The 24,121-nt window shown below is 70.1% G+C and carries 20 protein-coding genes; 4 read left to right on the plus strand and 16 right to left on the minus strand.

The genetic code is table 11. From position 1 onward, the window contains the following. Window positions 1-181: 181 nt before the first annotated feature. Entirely contained in the window at window positions 182-550 is a 369-nt protein-coding gene (locus QSK26_RS21985) for a nuclear transport factor 2 family protein (protein WP_285777102.1), read from the minus strand. A 332-nt stretch (window positions 551-882) separates the two neighbouring features. On the opposite strand from QSK26_RS21985, the gene QSK26_RS21990 reads away from it, so the two are divergent. Then, window positions 883-1,254, plus strand: a complete 372-nt coding sequence (locus QSK26_RS21990; RefSeq protein WP_285777103.1) for a RidA family protein — start codon at window positions 883-885, stop codon at window positions 1,252-1,254. A 114-nt stretch (window positions 1,255-1,368) separates the two neighbouring features. Here the strand turns inward: QSK26_RS21990 and QSK26_RS21995 are convergent, their stop codons facing one another. The 8 genes from QSK26_RS21995 to QSK26_RS22030 all read right to left on the minus strand — a co-directional run bounded on the left by QSK26_RS21995 (window position 1,369) and on the right by QSK26_RS22030 (window position 7,679). Beyond that, a complete protein-coding gene (locus QSK26_RS21995) occupies window positions 1,369-1,965 on the minus strand; it encodes a hypothetical protein (protein ID WP_285777104.1) in 597 nt (198 codons plus the stop codon). A 67-nt stretch (window positions 1,966-2,032) separates the two neighbouring features. Then, window positions 2,033-2,449, minus strand: a complete 417-nt coding sequence (locus QSK26_RS22000; protein ID WP_285777105.1) for a hypothetical protein — start codon at window positions 2,447-2,449, stop codon at window positions 2,033-2,035. Between the two features lie 59 nt (window positions 2,450-2,508). Then, entirely contained in the window at window positions 2,509-3,486 is a 978-nt protein-coding gene (locus QSK26_RS22005; RefSeq protein WP_285777106.1) for a phosphotransferase, read from the minus strand. A 330-nt stretch (window positions 3,487-3,816) separates the two neighbouring features. Then, complete coding sequence (locus tag QSK26_RS22010) at window positions 3,817-4,608, minus strand: SDR family NAD(P)-dependent oxidoreductase (protein WP_285777107.1); 792 nt, start codon at window positions 4,606-4,608, stop codon at window positions 3,817-3,819. A gap of 121 nt (window positions 4,609-4,729) precedes the next feature. After that, complete coding sequence (locus tag QSK26_RS22015) at window positions 4,730-5,962, minus strand: MFS transporter (protein ID WP_285777108.1); 1,233 nt, start codon at window positions 5,960-5,962, stop codon at window positions 4,730-4,732. Window positions 5,963-6,117: 155 nt separating this feature from the next. Continuing rightward, window positions 6,118-6,474: an ArsR/SmtB family transcription factor gene (locus QSK26_RS22020; protein WP_285777109.1), complete on the minus strand. Its 357-nt coding sequence runs from the start codon at window positions 6,472-6,474 to the stop codon at window positions 6,118-6,120. Beyond that, window positions 6,471-6,917: an SRPBCC domain-containing protein gene (locus tag QSK26_RS22025; protein ID WP_285777110.1), complete on the minus strand. Its 447-nt coding sequence runs from the start codon at window positions 6,915-6,917 to the stop codon at window positions 6,471-6,473. Before QSK26_RS22025 ends, QSK26_RS22020 begins: the two co-directional genes overlap by 4 nt. A gap of 147 nt (window positions 6,918-7,064) precedes the next feature. Further along, entirely contained in the window at window positions 7,065-7,679 is a 615-nt protein-coding gene (locus QSK26_RS22030; protein WP_285777111.1) for a TetR/AcrR family transcriptional regulator, read from the minus strand. 117 nt (window positions 7,680-7,796) lie between these two features. Here QSK26_RS22030 and QSK26_RS22035 point away from each other — a divergent pair, with 117 nt between their 5' ends. After that, the gene (locus tag QSK26_RS22035; RefSeq protein ID WP_285777112.1) at window positions 7,797-8,711 is read left to right on the plus strand and encodes an NmrA/HSCARG family protein; all 915 of its coding nucleotides are present in this window, start codon (window positions 7,797-7,799) and stop codon (window positions 8,709-8,711) included. After that, window positions 8,708-9,028 carry an LLM class oxidoreductase gene (locus QSK26_RS22040; protein ID WP_285777113.1) on the plus strand — a complete coding sequence of 107 codons (321 nt, stop codon included), beginning with the start codon at window positions 8,708-8,710 and terminating at the stop codon, window positions 9,026-9,028. Before QSK26_RS22035 ends, QSK26_RS22040 begins: the two co-directional genes overlap by 4 nt. 320 nt (window positions 9,029-9,348) lie before the next feature. Here the strand turns inward: QSK26_RS22040 and QSK26_RS22045 are convergent, their stop codons facing one another. The 6 genes from QSK26_RS22045 to QSK26_RS22070 all read right to left on the minus strand — a co-directional run bounded on the left by QSK26_RS22045 (window position 9,349) and on the right by QSK26_RS22070 (window position 22,075). Continuing rightward, window positions 9,349-9,978: a GNAT family N-acetyltransferase gene (locus tag QSK26_RS22045; protein WP_285777114.1), complete on the minus strand. Its 630-nt coding sequence runs from the start codon at window positions 9,976-9,978 to the stop codon at window positions 9,349-9,351. Continuing rightward, window positions 9,975-10,112, minus strand: coding sequence for a DUF664 domain-containing protein (locus QSK26_RS22050; RefSeq protein ID WP_285777115.1), 138 nt, complete (start codon window positions 10,110-10,112; stop codon window positions 9,975-9,977). The genes QSK26_RS22045 and QSK26_RS22050 overlap by 4 nt, the downstream gene beginning before the upstream one ends. Before the next feature lie 1,213 nt (window positions 10,113-11,325). Then, window positions 11,326-12,522, minus strand: coding sequence for an NAD(P)/FAD-dependent oxidoreductase (locus tag QSK26_RS22055; protein WP_285777116.1), 1,197 nt, complete (start codon window positions 12,520-12,522; stop codon window positions 11,326-11,328). Between the two features lie 93 nt (window positions 12,523-12,615). Next, the gene (locus tag QSK26_RS22060) at window positions 12,616-13,560 is read right to left on the minus strand and encodes an RNA polymerase sigma-70 factor (protein WP_285777117.1); all 945 of its coding nucleotides are present in this window, start codon (window positions 13,558-13,560) and stop codon (window positions 12,616-12,618) included. A 138-nt stretch (window positions 13,561-13,698) separates the two neighbouring features. Beyond that, window positions 13,699-15,714, minus strand: a complete 2,016-nt coding sequence (locus QSK26_RS22065) for a hypothetical protein (protein ID WP_285777118.1) — start codon at window positions 15,712-15,714, stop codon at window positions 13,699-13,701. Between the two features lie 34 nt (window positions 15,715-15,748). Continuing rightward, window positions 15,749-22,075 (minus strand): Tc toxin subunit A-related protein, encoded by a 6,327-nt coding sequence (locus QSK26_RS22070; RefSeq protein ID WP_285777119.1) that lies wholly within the window; start codon window positions 22,073-22,075, stop codon window positions 15,749-15,751. 181 nt (window positions 22,076-22,256) lie between these two features. On the opposite strand from QSK26_RS22070, the gene QSK26_RS22075 reads away from it, so the two are divergent. Beyond that, window positions 22,257-22,817, plus strand: coding sequence for a hypothetical protein (locus QSK26_RS22075; RefSeq protein WP_285777120.1), 561 nt, complete (start codon window positions 22,257-22,259; stop codon window positions 22,815-22,817). A gap of 107 nt (window positions 22,818-22,924) precedes the next feature. Here QSK26_RS22075 and QSK26_RS22080 read toward each other — a convergent pair whose 3' ends face one another. Next, complete coding sequence (locus QSK26_RS22080; RefSeq protein ID WP_285777121.1) at window positions 22,925-24,100, minus strand: pentapeptide repeat-containing protein; 1,176 nt, start codon at window positions 24,098-24,100, stop codon at window positions 22,925-22,927. Window positions 24,101-24,121 lie beyond the last annotated feature (21 nt).

The following is a 24,121-nucleotide window of genomic DNA, read 5'->3' on the forward strand; positions in this document are numbered from 1 at the left end:
GACCAGTACTCACGCCCCCGGAGGGCGGGCACGACATCCCATTAGTGATCAAGGCCCCTGACCACGAGTGAGGGCACTGTCTGACCCCAGGACTCACGATCGGTCCAGCGGTGGGAAGTGCTCACTCCCTCGCGGCTACCAGGCACCGAGTCTGCCCGATCAGCCGACCCGGTAGCTCCCATTAGCGGTGGTCGTTCTCCTTCAGTTCGATGACCCAGGCCCGGCGCTCGGCGATCTTGCCGTCGCGCATGACGAACACCTCCGCCATGGACATGCGCATCTCGCCGCCCGCGGCTCGCTTCACCGTCCCGGTGAGTTCCGCCATGACGACATCGCCCTGCTCGACCATGCGCACGACCTCCAGGTGAGGAGGGCTGATGAGTTCGGGCGGGCCGTCGATGGCCTTGTCGTAGGCATCTTTGCCGGTCAGGTGGAAGGCGCCGAAAACGGTCCACTCGATGTCGTCGGTCAGGCAGGAGAGGATCTGCTCGTGATCGTTGTTACGGAAACCGTCCAGGTAGGTGTTGACGGTCGCGATATTCCGTGACATGTCTGCTCCTTCAGATCAGGGCCTCGTCCAGGGGGCGCCCGGTTCCTTCGCAGGTAGTCGGAGCGGTCAGAGCGTTCTCGACATCACTCCGACAGTGCCGCAAGACGCCTACCCCGACGTGGTCTCCGGTGGGGTTCACCCACCCGCCTTACCAGGCTGGTCTTGTCGGCGAGAACCAACACCGCTTGTCGATGTGACCCGACAGCGCCTGCCCGCGGCCACCGGTCCTTATCGCTGAGTACCGCCTGACGGCGCCCGTGCAACCGCCCGGCGGGGTCGTCAGGAGGTATATCGGTTGCTACGGATTCGCCCTTGCTGTCACGATCTTGCGCATGATCACTCCTGGCCCGGTCGTCCCTGATGGTGGCGGCTACCGTCATACGTACGAGATCACCGCTCCGGCACGCATGATCCATGTCTCCGGACAGATTCCGGTGGCGCCGGACGGCAGCCTCCCAGACGGATTCGCCGCGCAGTGCCGACAGGTCTGGGCGAACCTGGCGGCTGCGCTGGCTCATCACGGGATGGACCTGTCGAACCTGGTCAAGGTGACCACGTTCCTGTCAGACAGGGCGTATCGGGAGGAGAACTCCGCCATCCGCCGCGAGGTTCTCGGCGACCACGCTCCGGCTCTGACGGTCATCATCACCGGCATCTACGACGAAGCGTGGCTGTTGGAAGTTGAGGCTGTCGCTGCACGATAGGGGCCACTGACCTGCGCTCACGCCCGCCCAGGCACCCAGGCCCGCGCCCGCTCGTCACGGCACCTCACCGCCGTTATCTACCTCCCGGTATGCCGGTACTGTCCCTGGCGCGTGTCAGAACTCGCCCATCTGTGCCTCGATGCGGTGCCCCAGTTGCCTGCTCAGTTCCGCCTGGAAGCTGACGCTGAGAGGTGGCCATCCCCAGAAGTCGAACGCGAGCGCGCCGAGGGCGAAACCGGACCCGAACTGCCACTCGGTGACTGGGACGGAGGCTCCACATGAGGAACAGCTGACACTCCCTGCACCAGTCTCCTTCCAGGTGTCGATGCCGTCGCTGAACGGCTGCCAGACCTTCTGGTCCGCCTCGAACTCCTCCGGGTAGTCGATGATCACGGTTTTCGTGTCACATCGCGGGCAGGTCGCGGAGTCCGCCTCGGCCATCCCCTGTCCCCCGACGTGGTGATCCCGCCCGACGATGACCGCCACCGGGCCCGGTACCCACGACGGGTCCGAGGAGTCAGCCACGGCCCGTTCCCAGTTGGGGCCGGCCTCGTACCCAGCGTCCACTTGCAGGCTGAACACCCCGTCGCCGGACATCTCGCGCGTGATCAGCCCCTCGGCAACCATCCAGCCGACCATACGCTCTGCGAGCGATCCGGCCTCTTCGCCGGTCACCTCGACATCGACGATCCGCTCGAAGTAGTCACCCATCGTCCTTCAACCCCTCCTCGGTTACCGGTGCCCACTGTGCCACCACCTCCGAGAGCCAGTTGGAGCTTCAGCGTCCCGTCGGAGGTTCGCCGTTCTGTACGGGCTCGGCTGTGGCGAGGCGGTCGTAGATCCCGACGGCCCACCCGCCTGGTCGTTCGCCGACCTGGGTCAGTAGACGTTCGCGCACTTCAGGGCGCATCAGCGCGTGGGACTGGGCCGTCTCGTCACACTTTTTCGGCTTCCGGACCGGCTTGCAGTCCGTGACGGCTTTCGCCACCTCCCTGACCGGGGCATCCGCCGGAAAGACCCAGACCTGCAGGGACTGCGGACGCTTCAGCCAGTTGGAGGGCGCCGAAAGCCGGTCGTGGTGTCCGCCCACCGAATCCTCGCACCGTCCGGCCGAACCGCCCGATTCGCCGCTCCTGAGCTGCTGTTGGATGACAACCCAAGCCCGGGGATCGTCGCAGACCACCTTGGGTGTCACGCACCAAGATGAGACGGGAGGATCCGGACGGGAGGGGCGTGTGCGTCCGGGCAGCCAGGTCAGTCCCGACTGGATTCGAGATAGCCGGTGAGATAGGTCAACGACGCGGCGATGTCCTCACCGCTGCCGTGCGGCCGGCGCAGCTCGTCGACGAAGACGGCGATGTCGGCGAGGCGCCACCAGAGAGGATAGAGAGCGAGGCCGGCCGGGGTGACGGTCCGGCCGGTGGCCCGGGTGTAACGAACGAATACGTCGTCGGCGTCGGCAACCGGGTCATCGCCGAGCATGCGGGCGAGGGCGGGAGTGAGCATCCACAGGTCCCGCTCCGGCGGAGCGATCTGCACGGTATCCCAGTCGATGAGCCGCAGACCAGCCGGGGTACGCATGACGTTCCCGGGATGCGGTTCGCCGTGCGTGACCACCCAGGCCGCCGAGGTGTTCCGTACCTGGTCGATCCGCCGGTCGAAGTCGGCGAGCAATCCTTGGACTTGCCCGGCATGGACGGACAGCAGCTTACGGGCCGGCTCGGCATGGGGTCCGCCGGTCCACTCCCGATCGAGGTCCAACAGCGCCTCCTCCAGCTTGTCCCGACCGGGCAGCACCAGGTCAGCCCGCGATGCGGTGTCCGCCACGATCGGGGTTGCCTCGTGCAGCTCGGCCAGCAGGTCGATCACCTCGACGCGGTCCTCGGGCCGGTGCGCGCCGAAGTGTCCGGCGGCCCCCTCCACCATGGGAAACACCGACAGCGCGTACCGCGAGGTCAGCCGCCAGACCGCAGCGTCGGTCACGGTCCGGGTCGGCGCGAGGACGAAGTCGAGCCCCGCGTCCCGGCGCAGCGCCAGGGCGGCACCGAACGATCGGCCGAGCCGGTCGAACGCATCATCACGTCCGGCGTCCTCGATGCCGAGGTCATCGACCTTGACGAACCACGCCGTCTCACGCTGATCCACAACCGACCAGTGGTAGCTGCCTGCGCCCACCGGGAGGTACTCAACCGAGTGAGGCTCGACGCCCCAGCCCTCGGTCAGTGCCGCCACCAGTTCGGCCTCCGCCAGACCCGCCGGTCTATCCCTCATGCGCCGGTATTCTGCCTCACTCGCCGCAGGGCCGCAGGGCCGCAGATCAAGACATGTCTGCGCGATTTTCGGCCAGTTCTACGGCGACTCCGATATCGCCCGCCTGGCTCGCGAGCACCGGTACACGGCCGTCGGGCACGCCCGGGACCTCGCCACCACCGGTGAGACACACCGTTCATGAGATCCCGGCGGCCGGTCTCCGTTTCACGTCGCGCGCCGGCGTCGGCGCAGGCAGACCGTAACGGCCTACGCCGAACACCGGGAGCGGGCGCTGCTCCGGCTCGCGGAGGGTCACACGTTCTTGATCATGCCCCCGTCGATGAGGTACTCGTTGCCGGTGATGTTGCTGGGCGACGCCAGGAACGCGATGAGCCGCGCCACCTCCTCCGGTGTGGTGATGCGGCCGGTGGTCACGCCGAGCCCGCCTATCGCCTGCTCCACGAACGATTCGTGGGAGACGCCCTGCTCCTTGGCGATGCGGCCGACGTAGCCGTCCGGGTCGGCCCACACCCCGGTGCGGACCGGTCCCGGTGACACGGTGACGGCGCGCACGCCCTTCCCGCCGAACTGCTCGGCGATCACCTTGGTGAGGGCGTTGAGCGCGGCCTTGGAGACGTTGTAGTCGGCGGGTCCGGCGGCGACGCTGCGCGCCCCGACCGAGGAGACGTTGATGATCGTGCCCCTGCGCTCGATCAGGCTGGGAAGCGCGGCGCGGCTGACCCGTAGCGCGCTGTAGAAGTGCAGGTTGAAGGTGTGCTCCCAGGCGTCCTCCGGCAGTTCGAGCAGGTTGAGCAGGGCTCCCTTGGCGAAGTCGTCGGTATCGCCGACTCCCACGTTGTTGACGAGCACGTCGATGCCGCCGAGTTCGACGAGGGCCCTTTCGACCAGCTCGACCGGCCCCTCGGCCGTGGAGAGATCGACGGTCACGGGTACGGCTCCGGTCTGACTCAGCTCCGCTGTGATGGTGCGTGATCCGGTGACCACGCGCATTCCCTCGGCGAGCAGGGTGCGGACGAGAGCCAGACCTATTCCCTTGCTGCCGCCGGTGACGACCGCCGTCTTGCCGGTCAGTTGCAGATCCATCGGATGTTCTCCTCTTTCGTTGCCGCAGCGGAACTGCGGTGTAGGTGGGGTGCGGGGGTCCAGCGATCGCCGGGCTGATCACGACGCCTCCGGGACGTCGCGCGTCTGTCCGGCGACGGGCTCAGCCAGAGGACGCGGCCAGGGGCTTGCCCGGCTTCTGCGGCTCGGGTACGGGCGCCGCCGTACGGCCTGGGCGTAGCCCGAACCAGATGACGACCACGCTGACGAGCGTTACGGCCACGTTCACGCTCAGCGCGAGATGGATGCCGGTCAGCTCCACGTTCTGCGTCGCGGCGACCGCGCTCAGGGTCGGGATGCCGACGGTGATGGCCACCTGCTGGGTCATCGAGGTCAGGCCCGTGGCCAGGACATCGCGATAGCCGAAACGCCCGATGAAGCGACCGGCGATCACCCCGGCGGCCACTGCCGCCAGCCCCGGGACGCCGAAGATCAGGCCGGTGACCAGCGGGGAGAAGCCCAAGACCTTCTGCAGGTAGAGCGTCGTGAGGAAGATCATGGCCGTCTCCATGGCGAAGACCACCACCCCCGCGTAGTTGCCCCACTTCACCGTGGGCCGCCGCAGGATGCGCACCGGTGCGAGCGGGGCGGGCGAGCGCAGCTCAATCATCCAGAACGCGGCCAGCAGCAGCACGCCGGCCACGGCCGAGAGAATGTTCTTCTCGACGACCGCGTAACCCACGGCCAGCAGCCCGCCGGTCACGGTCACCGCTCCCGGCAGGTCCGCCTTCGCCCGGCCGGGCAGCCTGCTCTCGCTGATCACGAAGGGTGTGAGCAGCAGGATGGCCACGGCGACCGGGACGTTGATGAAGAACGTGGCCCGCCAGCTCAGCAGGCTGACGAGCGTGCCGCCGACCAGCGCGCCGACGGTGAAGCCGCCGGAGAGCAGCGCGCCGTTGAGACCGAGGGCGCGTTCGCGCATCGCGCCTTCCGCGAACGTGGTGGTGAGCAGGGACAACGTCGCAGGGAGCGCCATCGCGGTGGCGAGGCCCTGCAGCACTCGGGCGGTCAGCAGCACCTCGGGGCTGGAAGCGAGGCCACCGAGCAACGAGGCTCCGGTCAGCAGAACCATGCTGAACATGAACAGTCTGCGGCGGCCGAAGAGGTCCGCGAACCGGCCGAACAGCAAGGCGAAGCCCGCCGAAGGCAGCGCGTAGGCGGCGGTGATCCAGGGCAGTTCGGCCACCTCCATCCCGACGCCCGCACCGGTCTCCGGCAGCGCGACGTTCAGAATCGAGAAGTCGGCGGACACCATGAACCCGGCACCGAGCAGAACGAACAGGATCAACCGCTGCCTGCCGCTCAACCGGGGAGGCGAGATCGCGTCGGCGGTCATACGTACGGGTCCCTTCTTCGAAACGCCGCATCGGCGGCCGTTTCGTGGCATGCCGCGCTGCCCCGGCGCGCCGTCGGGGTGATGCGCGGGGTCGCAAAGATGCCCTGATGAGGGGAAATGGGAATCGCGACGGGGAGCGGTGCGATCCGGGATCGTTAGAGTGAGTCCCGCTCCGCCGCTTCGGCGGCGCGTTTGAGGTCCGCCAGCCGCCGGTCCCAGTCGGCGGCGAGTGCGGCCATCCACTGCGCGGTCGCGTCCAGCGCCGCGGGCAGGACCGCGTATCTCACCTCGCGTCCCACCCGGCCGCCGGAGACCAGCCCGGCGGCTTCGAGGACGGCCAGGTGCTTGACCACCGCCTGCCGTGAGACGGGCAGCCGTCCGGCGAGCGTCGTCGCGGTGGCCTCGCCGTACGCGGCGAGCAGATCGAGCAGCCGGCGTCGGGTCGGGTCGGCCAGCGCGACCAGGACGCTGTCGGCCGCCCCCGCGGCGGCGCCGCTGTGCTCGTTGGTCACACGGGTGACTGCTCGGCGCGTGCCCTGAACGCGTCGAGCGCCTGGGGCCAGCCGACGGTGTTGAACCGCAGTGCCTGGTCGCGCAGTTCCTGCGACGTGCTCAGCGCCGCGAATCCGCTCTCGACCACGCGCAGCCGCGTCTTGCCGGCTTCCGGGCTCAACGTGAACTCCACGAGGGTGCTGTTGTCCTCACGCAGGTCCTCTCCGGGGAAGGCACTCGTCCAGCGGTAGGCCACGTACGTCGGCGGCTCGACCTTCTCCACCCGTACCCGGACCTCCCCGAGGTTGGGGTTCTTCGCGACCAGCGATGCTCCCTCCCTGGCCACGGTGCCCGCCACGCTCGCCTCGTCGGCCACCCAGAACCCGGGCTCGGCCACCAGCGACCATACCCGTTCCGCAGAGGCCGCGATCAGGATTTCCCGTTCGATCCGATCCTCACTCATGAGGACAACTCCTTCACTGCCACCATTGACGTGCAACCCCAGACTTGCACATCGACTCTTCTTTGTGCAACCCGAGAGTTGCGCTTCGATGGCCTGAGTAAGTCGGGCCGATGGCAGCCGTGAGCGGCGAGCTGGGCCAGGTGTGTGTCACATCCTTCGCCGCGCTGTTTCTCCTGCGGGGTGCACTCCGGTCAGCGCGAGGGTGAGCAGCCGGTCGGCCTGGGCGGCGCCGTCGGGTTCCTGCTCGACGGCCAGGCAGATGGCGTTGACGAGTTTGAGCAGGTCCGCGATGGAGACGTCGGGGCGTGCGGCGTTCGCGCGGCGGGCGCGGGCCAGCAGGTCCGCTCCGGCATTGGTGATCATCGTGTGGCAGGTGGCGCCCAGGGTGGGATCGCCGTCGTGGGCGCCCCGCATCAGCGAGGCGGCCAGGCCCCGGTTGGACATGGCGTGCCTGGCGACGGCTCCCAGCCAGGTCGCCAGCGCGTGTCCGGGATCGGGGTCGGCGGCCAGGTCGGCTGCGGTGGCGCACAGGGCCTCGACCTTGTCACGGAAGACCGCCTCCAGCAGCCGCTGCCGGGAGGGGAAGTGCCGGTGCAGCGTGGCCGAGCCCACGCCGGCGCGCCGGGCGATCTCCTCCAGGGATGCCTCGGCCCCGTGTTCGGCGATGGCCTCGGCGGCCGCCGTCACGATGCGGTCGTAGTTGCGGCGTGCGTCCGCGCGCATCGGCCGGGCGGGCGGGGTCGTACGGCTGTGCTGCGGCATGCGATCTCCGGCGGGCTTGCAAAACGGGGTGGCCCTCCATATCGTACTCACCCAGAACCGGAGGGCCACCCCAGTTGTGGGGGCGGCCTCCGCATGCCTACCGTCTGGAGACACATCGTGAAGACCATCGTGGTGGTGGGGGCGACCGGCCTGCAGGGCCGGGCCGTGACGACGCATCTGCTCGCCGACGGCTGGCGGGTACGAGCGGTGACGCGCGATCCGGACTCCCCCGCGGCCCGGACGCTGGCGCAGGCGGGCGCCGAGCTCGTCCGCGCCGAGATGGACGACGTCGCCTCACTCGTCGCCGCGGCCGACGGCGCCCACGGCCTGTTCAGCGTGCAGCCCACCGTCGGCTCCCCGGGCACCCCGGTCGGCTTCTCCGCCGAGGACGAGGTCCGCTGGGGCAGCAACGTCGCCGACGCGGCGCACGCCGCCGGTGTGCGGCACCTGGTCTACGCCTCCCTCGCCGGCGCCGGCCGCCACAACACCGAGAGACTGCCGCAGAACGCGATCGACAAGTGGCGGATCGAACAGCACATCACCCGGCTGGGCCTGCCCGCGACCTTCCTGCGCCCGGTCTCCTTCATGGAGAACTACACCGGCGCCTACCACCTGCACGACGGCACCGTGGCGACCGCGTTCGCCGCCGACGTACCGCAGCAGATCATGGCCGTCGACGACGTCGGCGTCTTCGCCGCACTGGCCTTCGCCCAGCCGGGCGAGTGGATCGGCCGCGCGGTCGACCTGGCCGGGGACGAACTGACCCCGGTGCAGATCGCCGCGGCCGTCTCCGAGGCCATCGACCGGCCGCTGCCGTACGTCCAGATCCCGATCGAGGCGATCGCGCGGATCGGCGAGGAGTTCGCCTACGCCTACACCTGGCTCAACGAACGCGGCTACCGCGCCGACGTCACCTTCAGCCGCGCCCTGCACCCGGGCCTGATGGACCTGCGTACCTGGCTGGAACGGACCGGAGCCGCCCAGATCACCGGCTTCCTGGCCGCACAGGACGCCGCCGAGCAGGACCGATGAGCGCGCTCGCCCTCGGAAGGGTCGGCATCTGGGCGGGCGAGACGGACCGCTATCCCGCCCCCGCCCTGCGCCGGGCGGCCGCCGCCCTGCCCAACCGCCTCACGCTGCTACGCGACCTGGGCTTCGACGACGCCGAATCCCCCGACGACCGGCTGGTCGACGCCCTGGTGGCCACCGGCAGCCCCGAAGACATCGCCCGGCGGGTCGAGCAACATCTCGCCGCCGGCGCCGATCACGTCAGCCTGCACGTGCTCACGACCACACCAGAGGAGCCTCCACTACGCCAATGGCAGGAGCTCGCCACACAGTTGCTGTGAGCGGGCCCGCGTTCCGAGCCGGCACGCGGCGCACGTCCACGACGCCGTCAGCGCCCGCAGACTGCTCGGCCGTCGCCACGCCGGGACGTACCCGTGAGGCCCAGCCCTTTACACAGGACCCGCACCCACGCTCACGCTCGGTCCAGCCTTGCCTGGCAGGCGTCTGAAGCGCCCGGACCGGGGCCATCCGGCCCACCGCGCGTCTCCGAGGCGACCAGGTGAAACTACGAGATGGCGGGTTTGTGTCTCAGGTTGCACTGAGGTCCGGAAGGCGTGTTTTTCGTGTCTACTTCACGCCACCCCGCCCTCCCTAGGGTGGATCAGATTGGCGCGAAATCGATCCGCATCACGACCCGCCGGACGGTGGGGCGGGACACCTCCTCGAATCCCGCGTCCTCGAAGACCTGATGAGCCCCCACGTGCAGTTCACCCCAGGGGATGTTCTTGCCGGGCGGGGTGATCATCGGATACGCCTCGATCGCCCGGGCGCCGCTCCGGCGGGCGAAGTCGATCGCGGCCCGGGCCAGCGGGTAGGTGAGCCCGCGGCCGCGGTAGCCCTTCCTGATCACGAAACAGGTCACCGCCCAGACGTCGCCGTCGTCCTTGTCCTCGTGACGGCCGGTCCACGGGACACGAGAGGTGCGCAGCTTCGGGTACGCCATCCGAGGCTCGACCGCGACCCAGCCCGCCGGCTCCTCGTCGACGTAGGCCACCAGCCCACTCGTGGTCACGGCGTCCGGGTCGCCGCAGGCGGTCTGGGCCTGGAGCATCGCGGTCCGCCCCACCTGCGTGGAGTCACGCCAGATCCAGCCGACGACCTTGAACCTCTGACACATGCACCGGCCCGCGTCGGCGGTACCGAAAATCGCGGCGATGTCGTCCCACGATGCCTCGTTCGCCGGAACGATGGTCACCCGCTCGGCCGGGATCGGAGCCCGCACGACGCTCATCGCGGCCTCGCCGGGTTCTCGCCGACCAGACCGTCGACCGACTCGCGGAGAGCGTGCGCGTGGCCAAGGTGCCGGGCGTGCTCCTCGCTCATGTCGATGTCGCCGTCCCGGTCCAAGTCATAGGTTTCGGTCATGCCCCACACGTTAGGGTCAATCCGGACGTTTGCGGCAGAGCTGTGGGGCTGACGCCGTGAACCCACACCAGCCCGCACTGCTGGCCCTCGAACTACTCCAGGCGGTACGGGAACCACCGCGGGCACGGCGATGTACAGCACCGCGCTCTCGCTGCACGACAAGGTACTCCTTCGGGACACCACGCTTCCGCACGAACCTGGACTCATAGGCTCCTTGCCCCACGGTCGGGTGAAGGTGGTCATCCGCAGACTTCGGCGGGTCCATAATCGCTGATCCGGACTGCGCCTTTCTCCAGATCGACGTTCCTGTGCTTGAGGTTGGTCTCGTGTGCGGCTGTGAGCGGGACGCAGGTTGGGGTGATTGTCGCTATGGTCACGGTTGAAGCCGGCGGGCGGATTCAGCTCATGTCCGGTCTTTGCCGTACAAAGCTTTGCCCCCGGAGTGACGATGTACCGTACCTGAAAGGACCTGGCATGCCCCGCACTTACCGGCGCATACTTGAACGCACCGGTGTGGCCCTTGGTGTTGCGCTTGCGTCGACCGTGTTCGTGGCATCTCCCGCCTCGGCCCACAGCCTGGGCTCCGTCGTCGTTTCGGAGCGGGGGTGCGGTTGGCCGAACGGCGACTATTCGGTGCTTGACTGGGCCGATATCCCCGATGAGAGAAACAACATCACTCTGGCGACCGCCTATCTGTTGTGGAACGGCCAGTATCAGGAAAACTGTGTGGTCACCAGGAGGGTCGGGCAGGCGCATGGCGTCACCGGTTTCACGGAGGCCATATTGGAGCGCCAGGGTAGGGCCACTGTATCTGACAGCGGGCAATACGCCCATTACGCGGCAGCCAGTGGCTACGCTGCGAACACGTGTGTCAGGTGGTGGGCATCAGTCCAAACGCTCGGCGGCGGACCCATCTGGGGTACCGGTCGCTCCACGTGGGGCAACTGCGGCTAGCGAAACTCACCCTGCCTTTCACGAGACCGGGTGACGCGTTCTCGTGAAGTGGCGGACCTGGTGCGGGCCTTCGGGCTGCTGATCGGCGCCGTCATCGCGTTCACGGCGGACGTCGTCCGGCTGGAGTCCCCGGGCGAGCAACCGGAGGTGGACATCGCTCCTCGTCGTCGGTCCTGCGCGCATGGCCGCCGTTCTGTGAGGGGAGGACTTCCGCCTTGGGCGGGCGCCCTCGTGTCGAGGGCGTCCGCTTTTGCGTGCTCTACGCCCGTGCCTTGACCGCCGGGCCCGACACGGCCGGCTCCCAGGTGACGCGGCGGCGGCGGGTCGGCAGCCTGAGCGTCGGGTTGGCGACGCCCCAGGCGGCGCCCTTGCAGACCAGTTCCTTGTAGACGGCGGCGAGCCGTCCGGTCAGGACCGCCTGCACGGCACGGTCGTCGGCGGTGACGTACTGGATCAAGCCCTCCTTGCGGCCCAGGGAGATGCACTGGTTGAAGTAGCGGATCGGCGCGTTCGGGAGCTTTCCGCCGGTCAGGCGCGCCGCGATCGTGCTGGCGGCCTGCCACGCGGTCGGTATCCCCGAGGCGCACGACATGCGCAGCGGCTTGTCCCCGGGGCCCATCACCATGGCCGCGTCGCCGATGGCGTACACGTCCGGGTGTGAGACCGAGCGCATGGTCCCGTCGACCACGATCTGGCCGGTGCCGGTGACCTCCAGGGTGGTCGCCTTCGCGATCGGGTGGACCGCGAAGCCGGCGGTCCACACGGTGACCGCGGCCGGGATGGCCTTGCCGCCGGCGGTGGCGACGTGGTCGGCTTCGACGCCGGTGACCGCGGCGTGCTCGTGCACGGTGATGCCGAGCCCGGCGAAGACCTTCCGCAGGTGCGCGCGGCCCTTGGGGGAGAGCCAGTCGCCGAAGCCGCCGCGGGCGGCGAGGGCGACGTCGAGGTCCGGGCGGGCCTCGGCGATCTCGGTCGCGGCCTCCACGCCGGTGAGGCCGCCGCCGACGACGACCACGGTCTGCCCGGCGTCGAGGCGGGCCAGGCGTTCGCGCAGCCGGAGCGCTCCGGGGCGGCCGGTGATCTCGTAGGCGTGCTCGGCGGTCCCGGGGACGCCCTGGGCGTTCCAGCCGCTGCCGAGGGCGTAGACGAGCGTGTCGTAGGCGAGTTCTCCGGCGCCGTTCGCGTCGGTCACGGCGACGGTCCTGCGGTCGACGTCGACGCCGGTGACCTTCGCGAGCCTCAGTTCGACGCCGGTGCCCGCGAACATCTCGCTGAACGGCCGGGGCACGAGGTCCTGGCCGGCGGCCAACTGGTGCAAGCGGACGCGTTCGACGAAGTCGGGCTCGGCGTTGACGAGGGTGATGGCGACGTCCTCCCGGCGAAGCCGCTTGGCGAGGCGGCCGGCGGCGATGGCTCCGGTGTATCCGGCTCCGAGGACGATGATGCGGTGCTGCATTTCCTCGCTCCTGTCCTGCGCGGGTTTGCCCCTTGAACCGGGCGGCCCGCCGTTTCCTGACAGATACGCGATGTGAAGCACCTCACACAGCGCTCAGAAGGCGTGGAACAGCGGCTCTCCGTGGTCCATGGCCGCCCAGTGCGCGGTCGCGCGTTCGAGCTTGTCCGGGTTGACCTGGTTGCGGAGCGCGGCGATGCCCTCGGCGGTGACCTCCAGGCACATGATGCCGATGACCCGGCCGTTCAGGACGACCACGACGGCGGGTTCGCCGTTGGCGGTCCAGGCTTGGACCTCGGGCGTGCCGCCGACCAGGGCGCGCTTGGCCTCGCCGGGCCGGAACAGGCCGCGCAGGAACTTCGCGACCGCCACGGCGCCCTCGAACGCCTTGGCGCGGGCCGGGACCTTCCCGCCGCCGTCGCCGATCGAGGTGGCGTCCTCGGTGAGCAGGCGTACGAGCTGCTCGGTCCGGCCGCTGGTGGCCGCCGCCAGGAACTCCTCGACGATCCGCCGAGCGGCGGCCTCGTCGATCGCGGCGCGGGCCCTGCCGTCCGCGACATGCTTCTTGGCGCGGTGGAAGATCTGCTGACTGGCGGCCTCGGAGATGTCGAGGATCTCGGCGATCTCCCGATGCGGATAGTCGAAGGCCTCCCGCAGCATGTACACCGCCCGCTCGCTCGGGGAAAGGCGCTCCATGAGGGTGAGGACCGCGTACGAGACCGATTCGCGCTGCTCGGCGGTGTCGGCCGGGCCGAGCATCGGGTCCCCGCCGAGCAACGGCTCGGGAAGCCACTGGCCCACGTACGTCTCGCGGCGCGCCCGCGCCGAGGTGAGCTGGTTGAGGCACAGGTTGGTGAGGACCTTCGTCAGCCATGCCTCGGGCACCTCGACGCGTTCGACGTCGGCGGCCTGCCAGCGCAGGAACGTCTCCTGCACGGCGTCCTCGGCCTCCGCGGAGGAACCGAGAAGGCGGTAGGCGATGGCCTCCAGGCGCGGCCTGGATGCCTCGAACCGGTCGACGTCCTTCGCGGTCAAGGGCATGCCCCGATCCTAAGCGCCGCCTTCGTCGCCTCCCTGGGGGCCACGTCACCGTACACGGGCCGCTGGAGGGGCTCGCGGCGCGGCGGCCGGCCGGACCTGGCCTGACGAGGCCGGACGACCGGCCGCCGGTTCGGGTGCTCAGAGGTTATAGATCTTCACCCATGACGCGAGCTCCTGGTATGCCTGGTCGTTCGCGTCGGCCAGGGCCTTGAGGTAGGCCGGTTCGAGAAGCGCCCTGTAGGAGTCTGCCTGTGGAGAGGTGAGCAGGTCCGCCGTCTTCCGCACGAGCGGGGTCGCCCAGTGGTCCGCCAGGTCCCGGTTCGCGGACTCGACCAGGGTGGTGAGCGGCCGGAGGTCGGTTTCGGTCTTCGCGTCGTCGGCCCGGTTGAGGGCTTTCAGGAGTTCGATCCTGGTCCCGGCACTCAGCCGGCGGTCCTTGACCAGCGCGCCGGCCGTGTCCCGGGTCGCCTTCAGCGTCTTCTCGAAGCCGGTGGCCTCGGCGGGCGCGTCGGCGCCGGGCTGGGGCCCGCAGGCCGTGATGAGGACCTCCCGCGCCTCGTCCGCGTGGCGGTCCTCCAGCAGGGCCGCGTAGGCGTCAAGGCTGAACGGCTCCGCCGGGCTGAACGGCGGGTGGACGGCGGCCTTCGCGACCTGCTCGTAGAGCGGCCGGAGGTCGCCCGTGAAGTAGGCCGCGGCCAGCTGGTCCTCGGTGACGCCCGCGTACCTGACGAGCGCGTCGATCGCCTGGACCTGCGGTTCGTACGCGTCCCGCGGGGGCATCTCCCCGGCTCCGACGAGCTGTGCCACGAGCGGCCTGGTGAAGTACTCGGTCAGGCCCTCGTTGAACGAGGATCCGAAGACGTGCTTCACGGCGGCGTGCGACAGCCGGTGGGTCGCCTCGTGGTACTCCACGCCGGTGCCGCGGCGGGACTTCTTGACGTAGAGGTGGCCCTTGCTGTGGTACCCGTTCGTGTCTACGCCCAGCTCGAACGCGGCGGCGTTCTGCCGCTTCGCCGCCTCGATCTCGACCGGGTCGGTGGTGAACCTCTCCAGGACGAGGGCCGCGCCGAGCTGTTCCTGGGTGACGTAGTGGATCTGGTCGTCGCGCAGCCACTCCGGCCCCGGGAGGTGGGGCCGGAAGCGGGGGGAGGCGGCGAAGAGGTCGATGATCTTCTTCGCGGTCAGCTCGCGGCCGGCGCCCTTCTCCTCGTCCTCGGGGGCGTCGTCGCTCCGGATCGTCCACATCGGATCGGGGGAGATCGCCACGTAGCCGTCCCCGTACTTCACGATCGGGCTGAACGGGGCCAGCTGCCCGACGGCGATCTTGTCATCGAAGAAGCTCCGGCTCTTGAGCAGCGGGTAGTCCCCCGGCGGGACCTTGACGGTTTTCTCCGCCGTGGTGACGCCGTCCGTCGGGTAGGGGATGAGGACGTGCCCCAGCTGCTGGATCTCGTTCTTCCGCTTGTCCCAGAAGTCCGCCTCCCGCTCGTCACCCTTCGCGATCTCCGCGTCTATCGCGTCCTTGGTCTTCGGGTAGGTCGACTCGACGAGGTCGGCGCGGTCGAAGTAGAACAGGGGGCCGGGAGCCTGGCCGGACTCGTCCGGTGCCGCCTGCGGGGTGCGTCCCCTGGCGGCGACCAGCGGCAGGCCCCGGCTGTCGCGGGCCCACGTCGTCTCGTCGACCTGGTAGTTCTCGTACTCGCTCCACATGATCGAGTCCGGGGCGTCCGCGCTGACGGTGCCGTCCTCGTGGCTCCGGTACCGCGTCAGCGTCGCGTCGAGGCCGGTGTCGGGGCGGAGGGTCAGCGTGATCCGCACCGGTGCCGTCCGCGGGCCCGGCCCGACGTCGTCCCGCTGGTGGACGGTCCGCCTCGTCAGGGTGAGGTCCACCGTCTCACCGGGTGCGTCCGGGGCACGCTGTCCGGTGTCCGAGGGTTCCGGCGGGTCGTCCAGGAGGAAGGACAGGTCGTCCAGCCCGGCTCCGATCGTCCCCAGCTCGCTCGTCAGGGACGTCATGTCCAGATCGTCGGCTCCTTCGAGGAAGTCGTCGATGTCGTTGTAGCCGGTCTCGCTGTCATCCGTGTCTGATTGGGCGGTTAAGGGCTCCTTGTTCGGTTTGCGGCGCAACGACTTTCTTCTGCTGCTTTCGCTCATCTCGCCTCCTCCGACTGGACAGCGGCTTCGCGGGTCATCGCACGGCGGCCTGGTACGTGAGCACCAGCGTGACGTTGGCCAGGGCGCTGCGGTCGCCCTCGACGGTGAAGGCCCAGGTGGACGGGCCGCCGCCGTTCAGGCTCAGGCCGGGGGTGGACAGCGGGACGCCGTCGGCGAGCGGGAGCCGCCGCCCGGTCTCCAGCACCAGTCGCGCCGTGCCCTCGCCGGCGTACGCGTACTTCGGGTACAGGCCGGTGATCCGCCGGCTGCTCATCCCGGGGAACAGGCCGGTGGTGAGCGGCAGCACCAGGCGGTCGCCGCCGAGGAACGCCGCCCACTCCTTCGGGAAGTCGCGGGCCACGTCGACCAGGTGGGCCGCCGCGTAGGGACGCAGCATGCCCTTGACCGACTCGGTGAACACGTCGCCGCCGTGCTCGGCGGTGTACCGCACGGTGAGCACCACGTCGGTCAGGGCGTCGGCCGCGGCGGCGCCCCGCGGCCCGCCGCCGAGCTCCAGCCGCCAGGTGGACACCGCGCCGGTGCCCTCGAACGGCAGGTAGCGGTCGTCGTCGTAACGCAGCTCGAACAGGCCGTTGTTCTCCAGCGGGTACTCGACCTGGGACAGCGCGATCCGCTGGCTGGGCCGCCAGTCGCCGCGCAGGGTGGCGGGGGCGTCACCCTGCGGGTCGAGCAGGTACTTGACCGCCTTCGGGTCCGCCTCCAGCACGGTCTTGCTGTTCAGCTGGGTCAGCGTCGCGTTCAGCCCGAGCTGCTCGCCCGCGGCGTCGGCGAAGGTGACCGACACCGTGCGGAGCTGCCGCAGGAAGTGGCCGGGGAAGTCCCGGTCGAACAGGTCCTCCCCCAAGGTGAACTCGCACCGGCCGCCGGAGCGCAGCCTCAGCAGCGCCACCGGGTCCAGCTCCAGCAGGGACACCTTCTTCGTGATCTCCAGCCCGCGCACGTTGCCGGTGGCGTAAGCCTGGCCGAGCCGCTCCAGGTCCATGCCGAGGCTCTCGGCCGCCTGCAGGCCGCTGCGCCGGCTCTCCCAGTACGCCGGCCGGATCAGCTCGGCCTCGCCGTCACGCACGCCGCGCTCGAACCGGTACGCCGCCTCGGCCGACCGCGCCGCGTCGTGGGCGAGCTGGTACGCCTGGAAGCACAGGCCGGACAACCGCGCCGACAACCACCCGTACAGCTCGGCACCGGTGAACTTGTCCCGCATGAACGCCGCCGTGGACGCGTTGTGCGCGATCTCCCGCTCCAGCGTCCTCAGCTCCTGCCTGGCGGACTCCAGCCGGTGCTGCGCGGCGGTGATCCGGTGCCCGATCTGGACCACGTCGCTGTCGGCCATGGCGAGCTGCAGCCGCCAGTCCTCGACGGACCGTTCGTGCTGGGCGCGCACGCCCAGCGCCTCGCCGATCATGCTGAGGCCCTCGGCGGCGGACTCCGACACCTCGCCGGCCTTGTCCAGGCCCTGGCCGACCTGCTCGCCGCCCCACTCGGTGCCCATGATGAACGGCCCGGCCTTGACCTGCGGCGCGGGATAGGCGAACGCCGCGGCGGTCTTGAGGATGGCGGAGATGACGTGCAGGGAAGCGCCGGTGGACATCATCGCGAGCTGGCCGTGCTCCAGCGGCGACAGCCCGGTCTCGATGAGGTCGCCGTAGTGGTCGGAGCGCCGCTGCGCCGACGACAGGCTCTCCCGCAGCTCGGCCAGGTCCTCATCGGCGATCCGCACCTGCGCCTGCCGGACGCCGAGCGTCAGGCCGAGGATCGTCCCCTCCTGCTTGACCTGGAGCACGCTCAGCTCCTCGGCGTCACGCCGCTCCAGCACGCCCAGCAGGTCGGCGCCGAACTGGCGGACCCGGTCGACCAGCTCCTGAGCCCGGCGGAAGGCCACCGGGAAGCGCTGCGGCGGCACCGCCGCGGCCGTCGCCGACGCGGCGGCCTCGCCGAGCGGGGTGCCCGCGGCGGCGGCGCGCACCAGCAGCGTCGGGTCCAGCGGCGGCTCGAACAGCGGCAGCGGCTGGCTGATCCCCAAAATGTTCAGCGACTCGCGGATCTTGCGCAGCCGGTCCGCGACCCGGTCCCAGTACTCGGCGAAGACGCTGTTGTCCGGGATGTGGAAGTAGGAGCGGGCCACGCCCGCGTGCACCTCGCCGGCCTGCTCCAGCAGGGAGCCGCCGCCGGTCAGGTAACGGAGCAGGTCGAGGTCGCCCGTCTCCTCCGCCAGCTCGGTCAAGGTCTGCGCGGCGGACGGCAGCCCGGTGCCCAGCCGCTCCGGAGCCTCGCCGAGCAGGTCGTAGGCGAGGATGTACAGCATCCGCGCCTCGTCGAGGCTTTCCGGCGTGTGCTGCCGGAACAGCATGTCGCCCCAGTCGAGCAGGTTGTCGACGTATCCCATCACCACGGCGCGGCGGTAGGCCACCGGGCGCAGCCGGGCGATGGCGTGCGGGTCGAACGGGTCGTCCCGGTAGGCCCGCAGCAGGTCCGCCCGGCCGCCCAGGTCGCGTAGCTGCTTCTCCAGGTCGGCGAGGACGGCGGTGCGCTCGCCGAGGGCGGCCACGGCGGCGGCCTGCCCGGCGGTCAGCCCCGCCGTGGCGGCCAGCGCGGCGACGGCGTCCGCGACGGCCTCGTGGGTGTCTTCGGAGGTGACCGTGAGCAGGTCGGCCTGGCGGGGCCGGCCGTCGCCGAGGTCGGCGGCGGCGAGCCGGCGCAGCGCGGGCAGCACCTCCGACAGCCCGGCGTCCTCGACGGTGGTGACGCTGACGCCGACTTCGCGCAGCACGTCCAGGTCACGCGCGCAGCCGTCGGCGAGCGCCTGGAGGTCCGCGCCGAGGAACGGCAGGAACCGCCAGTGCCCGTGCGGGTGCGTCGGGTCGAAGACGTACTCGTACCACCGCTTGGCGTCCTCGAACCGCTGCGCCTCGTTGAGCGCCTGCGCGATGAGCAGCGGCGCGTGGAAGAAGATCTCCCAGTAGTAGATGCCGTTGGCGCTCCGGAAGTCCAGGTGCGAGCCGGTCGGCAGCCGTCCCTCGTCTACGGTGCCCTCACTGACCCGGACCGCCGACGTGGCCTCGGCGTCCGTGGTGACCGGCACCTCGTCGGTCTCCTGGGTGGCGGTGTCCAGCAGCGCGGCCACGCCGCCCGACAGCAGCCGCTGGTTGAGCACGGCGGCGGTGCCCGTGGTCAGCCGGATGATCTCGAAGGGCAGCGTGGTGCGCTCGTACGGGCGGGGCACGTCCGCGGTCTTGGCGCGGCGCAGGTAGGAGCCGCCGACGAACAGGAACAGGCCCTCGTCCGCGTCCATCGCGGCGTCGAACGGGGTGGGCGACTCGCGGGGCAGCCCGCCCCAGGCGCCGGCGACCGGCAGGTACTCACCGGCCTCGTCGGGCCCCCGGCCGGTCGTGCCGCGGGCGTAGGCGGCGCCGGAGAACAGGTAGACATGGCCGTCCCGGGTGAACGCGGTGTCGATCTCCCTGGTCAGCGGCCTGGGGTAGCCCGCGTCCACGAGGCGGCCGGGCAGGCCGTCGCCGCCCAGGGTGTAGCGGACGTACTCGGTGCCGCTGGTCAGGTACAGCTCGTCGTCGCTGACATAGGCCGCGCCGACCTTCCCGGTCGAGGCCAGCACGGTGGTGGCGCTGATCCGGTGCTCGGTGGTGGCCCCGTTGGGCATGATCTTGCGGTAATGGCCGCTGCCGGTGCCGCCGGTGGTGCCGTTGTCGCCGTTGTCGAAGAAGTAGGTGACGTTGTCGCGCCACGCCGCGGCGTTGACCCGGGTCTCCGGCAGGCCCGTCCTGTTGCCGGCGAGGGGCCGCGGGTACTTGCCGTCCCTGCCGAGATCGTCGAGGACGAACCTGCTCTCCTTCCGTCCGCCGTGCCCGTTCGACTCGGTCGTCCAGGTGAAGCGGGCGTACCACTCCCCGGCGAAGGCGACGGCGAAGCGGTCGTCGACCAGCACCGCGTCCAGCGGCTTGAAGCTGTCCGGCAGTTGCCTGAGTACCCACAGGTCATCCAGCGGGTGGTCGGCCGGGGGCTCGGGAGGGTTCCCGGCCGCCGCCGCGGCGATGTCCCTGGACGTCATGTAACGCCCCAGGCTGTGGGAGACGAAGTACTCGACGCCGTCGGGTGTGGTGAACGCGACGTCCACCTTCGTCCACGGCGGGAGACCCTCCTTGTTGGTCTTGATGTTCTTCGGGTAGCCCTCGTCGATGACCTGGAACGGGGTGCCGGTGAACCGGACGTAGCGCTGGCTGGAGAAGACGTACGTGTACTGGCCGCGGCTGAGCACCGTGTCGACCTTGTCGGCCTTGGGCAGGACCGTCGGCACCAGGCCCCACCGGGAGGCGGTGGTCAGCCGTCCGCTCAGCGCTCCCCCGGATGTTCCGGCCGGCGCCCCGACGGGGACCTTCCCCGGCACCGACTCCGCGTACTGGCCCGCGGTGTTGTCGAAGAAGTACCGGGCGCCGCCGGGCAGTTCGACCGCGGCGTCCACCTTGCCCCACGCCGGCAGCCGGTCGTCGTTGCCGGCCAGCGGCAGCGGCGTCGCCGACTCGTCCGGCCCGGCCTCGGTCGGACGGCACAGGAAGCTGCCGCCCTTGACGTCCACGCTGAACCACGACCCGGACTCGGCCGCCACCGGGGTGTCGAACCGGACGACGTCCGCCGGCCGTACCGGGTCGACGAAAACCTCGGCGACCCGCTCGGCCGCCGCGGCGAGGGCCTGGGCGACCTTGTCGTCGGTCTCGCCGGCCACCCACGCCCCGGCCAGCACCTCAAGGACGGGGCCGTGGAAGATCCCGAAGGGCAGGTCGGAGATGCCGGGGATGTCGGCCAGGGCCCGCTCGGTGAGGTCCTCGGCGACCAGTTCGGGGCTGAGCGAGAACATCAGCCCGGTGCGCCGCACGGTCGGCGCCTGTGGCCCGCCGTCCTCGGCCGGCGGGTTCGGCGTGGTCACCGTGTAGGCGCAGGCGACCACGATGGAGGTGCCCTCGTCGGCGGCCACCGGCTGGATGAACAGGGTGACGCCGTCGACGGTGCCGCTGCGCGGGGCGCCCACGCCGAGCGTCTGCGCCGCCACCCACTCCTTGTTCAGGTTCTCGAACGAGTAGAAGATCTTGATCTGCCGGGTCGGCGGCTTGCCGCTGACCTGCTGCCCGTCGCCGCTGGACTCGGTCACCACGGTGGTCGTCGCCCCGTCGTCGGCGACCGGTTCCACCGCCGCCCAGAACACGAACATCCGGCCGAAGGCGTGCACCGGGTGCACCTCGTCGGCGTCGATCTGCAGGTTGACCTTCTGCCACGGCTCCCAGGACGCCGACAGCCGGTCCCGGCCGGCGAACTCCGCCCGGCGGTGGTAGTAGCGCCGCGGGTCGGTCTTGGTGCGCCCGAACAGCGCCAGCCGGTACGGGCCGCCGGTCGTCCGGTCCTTGGTGTAGACGTACCCGCCGGCGATGGTGAGCCGGGAGACCTCGGTGTACTCGTCGAGGTAGCGCTTGTATGCCTGCTCCACCGCCGCGGGGGTGATCTCGTTCTGCAGCAGGTCGCCCTCCAGCGCGCGGAAGGCGGGGGTGCGGTCGGCCCGCAGCTCCGGCCGGATGTAGTTCTCCGGGTAGAGGAAGACCTTGCGGTTGGCCTCCCACAGCCGGTAGCCGCGCATCCACTGCCACCAGTCGAGGATCCGGCGGCGGACGTCCTCGGCGGACTCGGCGGCGGCCCGGGGGGACTCCAGGCCGAGCAGGTAACGGTGCACGTAGAGCTGGACGGCGGCGACGGCCTCCCGGACCCGGGAGGTGTTGCCGCGGGGGCCCATCTCGACATCGATCAGGAACCGGTCGAACAGGTCCCTGGGGGTGCGCAGCCCGTCGCCGGGACTGCGCGTGAGCAGGGCCCCGACCAGCGCGTCACGCCGCAGCACGTTCAGCTCGTCGTGCAGGGTGCGCTTCAGCGCCGGCCGGTCCGCCGGGTCGTTGCGGCGGATCAGCAGCTCCTGCAGCGCCTCGGCGGCGGCGTCCAGCGCCGGGTCCGCGCCGTCGGCGTGCAGCCGGGACCACACGTCGGCGTGCAGCGCGGACGGCACGGTGCCCAGCCGAGCGGTGAACGCGAACAGCCCGGCGATCCGGATCAGGAACTCCAGCTCGAACAGCGACTCGTCGGCCGCGCCGTCGGTCAGCAGGCCGACCCGCCGCCGGCACCACCGGATCTCGTCCGCGTCCCAGCCGAACAGGTCGGCCAGGTACCGGTACGGGTCCTCGACGGCGGCCTCGCCGGGCAGCAGGAAGGCGGCCAGGTCGCGCCGCCGACGCCGGAAGCCCCTGGAGCCGCTACGCACCAGGCGACGACCACGGCCAGTGACACTCATGGGGCCTGCAACAGCGCCTACACAGCAGCTGACTACACGTGATCCCCAGCGTCACATCCCTTGAGACGAAAATGGCGTTATGACAGCATCCTGCGGGCCACGCTCCTCTACCGAGATTCGCGACTACCTCGTTGGCCAGCTCAACTCGGCACTTCGCCGTCCTGGGATGTTCGGCGGAGAGATGGCTTTGCGACTGCTATTCGACCACCTCGTTTATGCCGAACACCAGGATGAGGCGTGGGCGCAGGAGCGTCGAGCGATGGAGTCACGCGGGGCCTTCACCTCGATCGGCGTGAAAGGAGCGTTCAGAGCCCTGGTGCCAGGTGATTACGAAGGGGGCGTGGCCTCGGTTTATGCAGAGTTCGCCCATGGTCGCGGGTGGCTGGAAGCAGACAGAGTCCTTACGGCCGAGGAACATGAATCCATGCGCCAGGAGCTGAGGACCTGGGCCGCCCAGGACCGCGTGCTCAGCGAGGTACTTGAGACCTTCGGCCCGCCTTCCGTGCTCTTCGGCGGCAGCAACCCCCTTTACGGGAAGACTCTCGGTTACCTGGCCGAGCAGGTGAAAGAACCGATGATCTTCTTCCATCTCTGGAACGGGACCGATCCCGACGCCGAGTCGACCTGGCCGCCGATCTACGGCGAGCCCGTCCTCCTCGCCGTCCGCTGCGGGACGGGACCGTTCAGGGACACCTTCACCTTCACTCCGGAAGGCAAGAAGCGCCGCCCCGACACGGAATGACTCACGGCCAAAAGCCCGTCGACGGCTACATTCGGTGATGTCAGCAGGCCTCACGGCATCGAATACGCGAGGGTTGATTACGCGAGGTCGCCACTGTGGCACCCTTATCAGTCAAACTTCGTGGCCTGATCGACTTCGGCCGACTTCCGCACTTCTTGCTCGGTCATGCCACGGATTTCGCGCAGGTCCGCGCCTTGCAGGTACGTGCCGCGCAAGTCCGCGCCTTGCAGGTCCGCGCCGCGCAAGTCCGCGCCTTGCAGGTCCGCGCCGCGCAAGGTTGCGCCGCTAAAGGTCGCGGCGCGCAGGTCCGCGCCGCGCAGGTACGCGCCGCGCAGGTACGCGCCTACCAGCCACGTGCTGCGTAGGTCCGCGCCTTTCAGCTCCGCGTCTTTCAGACGTGCGCCTTCCAGACGTGCGCCTTCCAGACGCGCGCCTTCCAGCCACGCGCCGCGTAGGTCCGCGCCGCCCAGGTACGTGCTGTCCAGACGCGCGTCGAGCAGGTACGCGCCGCGTAGGTTCGCGCCGCCCAGGTACGCGCCGCGCAAGTCCGGGCCGCGCAAGTCCGGGCCGCGCAGGTCCGTTTTGGGGAAACGCACTTGGGAAAAGTCCAGTGGAGAGGTGATGTCCCCGTTGGCGTTGCGGGTGACCAGAGTGGGTGCGATGGTCAAGGCGGCGAGCACATCGGCGCCAGCCCGGACGCCCGGGATGTCCCTGAGGGCCTTGCGGCTGGCGGCGGTGGTGGTGCACTGCTTGGGCAGAGCTTTCTTGCCGTCAGCCGGGGTGCAGGTGTCGTGGCTGCGGACGAACGCGGACAGCACGTTGCGGATGGTGTCGCGGTCACGAGGAGAGTCGATGGCCAGGCGCTGCAAGGCGTAGATGCCGGCCAGCCGCACATCCTGCTTGCCGGAGCCGAGCTGCTCGGCGGCCCTGATGTACCGGTCGGTGATCTGCCCTTCCTGCGACACCTCCAGGGTGCGGGAGGTATACAGCAAACCGGCGCCGGTGAACACCAGGCCGCCGATCACCACCAGGCCGGTGGCGGCCTGGAGCAGCGTGTGCCGGGCGTTGTTGACCGCCTCGATCCGCTCGGTCGCGGTCAGCCCCTTGCGCTCCTCCGCGCTCAGCGGCGTGCTCTCCCCGGCCAGGCGCCGCGCGACCGGGCCCATCAGGACGGTGAGCATCCCGCCCGTGGCGACCGCCAGCGCGGTCCCGCCCAGCGCCCACCGCGCCCACTCCGGAACCGGCACCACTGCGGCAGCCCACCCGCAGGCTGCGATCAACATCACGGCCAGGGCCGCGCCGAG

The organism is Microtetraspora sp. NBRC 13810 (genome assembly GCF_030268685.1).
Classification (GTDB): Bacteria; Actinomycetota; Actinomycetes; order Streptosporangiales; family Streptosporangiaceae; genus BSRQ01.

Bases quoted from the DNA above. Each gene is read 5' to 3' on its own strand.
- QSK26_RS21990 (WP_285777103.1), top strand. From the start codon at position 883: ATGATCACTCCTGGCCCGGTCGTCCCTGATGGTGGCGGCTACCGTCAT.
- QSK26_RS22045 (WP_285777114.1), bottom strand. From the start codon at position 9,978: ATGAGCGTCGTGCGGGCTCCGATCCCGGCCGAGCGGGTGACCATCGTT.
- QSK26_RS22010 (WP_285777107.1), bottom strand. From the start codon at position 4,608: ATGGATCTGCAACTGACCGGCAAGACGGCGGTCGTCACCGGCGGCAGC.
- QSK26_RS22055 (WP_285777116.1), bottom strand. From the start codon at position 12,522: ATGCAGCACCGCATCATCGTCCTCGGAGCCGGATACACCGGAGCCATC.
- QSK26_RS21995 (WP_285777104.1), bottom strand. From the start codon at position 1,965: ATGGGTGACTACTTCGAGCGGATCGTCGATGTCGAGGTGACCGGCGAA.
- QSK26_RS22050 (WP_285777115.1), bottom strand. From the start codon at position 10,112: ATGACCGAAACCTATGACTTGGACCGGGACGGCGACATCGACATGAGC.
- QSK26_RS21985 (WP_285777102.1), bottom strand. From the start codon at position 550: ATGTCACGGAATATCGCGACCGTCAACACCTACCTGGACGGTTTCCGT.
- QSK26_RS22040 (WP_285777113.1), top strand. From the start codon at position 8,708: ATGAGCGCGCTCGCCCTCGGAAGGGTCGGCATCTGGGCGGGCGAGACG.
- QSK26_RS22075 (WP_285777120.1), top strand. From the start codon at position 22,257: ATGGCTTTGCGACTGCTATTCGACCACCTCGTTTATGCCGAACACCAG.
- QSK26_RS22060 (WP_285777117.1), bottom strand. From the start codon at position 13,560: ATGCCCTTGACCGCGAAGGACGTCGACCGGTTCGAGGCATCCAGGCCG.
- QSK26_RS22080 (WP_285777121.1), bottom strand. From the start codon at position 24,100: ATGTTGATCGCAGCCTGCGGGTGGGCTGCCGCAGTGGTGCCGGTTCCG.
- QSK26_RS22025 (WP_285777110.1), bottom strand. From the start codon at position 6,917: ATGAGTGAGGATCGGATCGAACGGGAAATCCTGATCGCGGCCTCTGCG.
- QSK26_RS22065 (WP_285777118.1), bottom strand. From the start codon at position 15,714: ATGAGCGAAAGCAGCAGAAGAAAGTCGTTGCGCCGCAAACCGAACAAG.
- QSK26_RS22070 (WP_285777119.1), bottom strand. From the start codon at position 22,075: ATGAGTGTCACTGGCCGTGGTCGTCGCCTGGTGCGTAGCGGCTCCAGG.
- QSK26_RS22030 (WP_285777111.1), bottom strand. From the start codon at position 7,679: ATGCCGCAGCACAGCCGTACGACCCCGCCCGCCCGGCCGATGCGCGCG.
- QSK26_RS22015 (WP_285777108.1), bottom strand. From the start codon at position 5,962: ATGACCGCCGACGCGATCTCGCCTCCCCGGTTGAGCGGCAGGCAGCGG.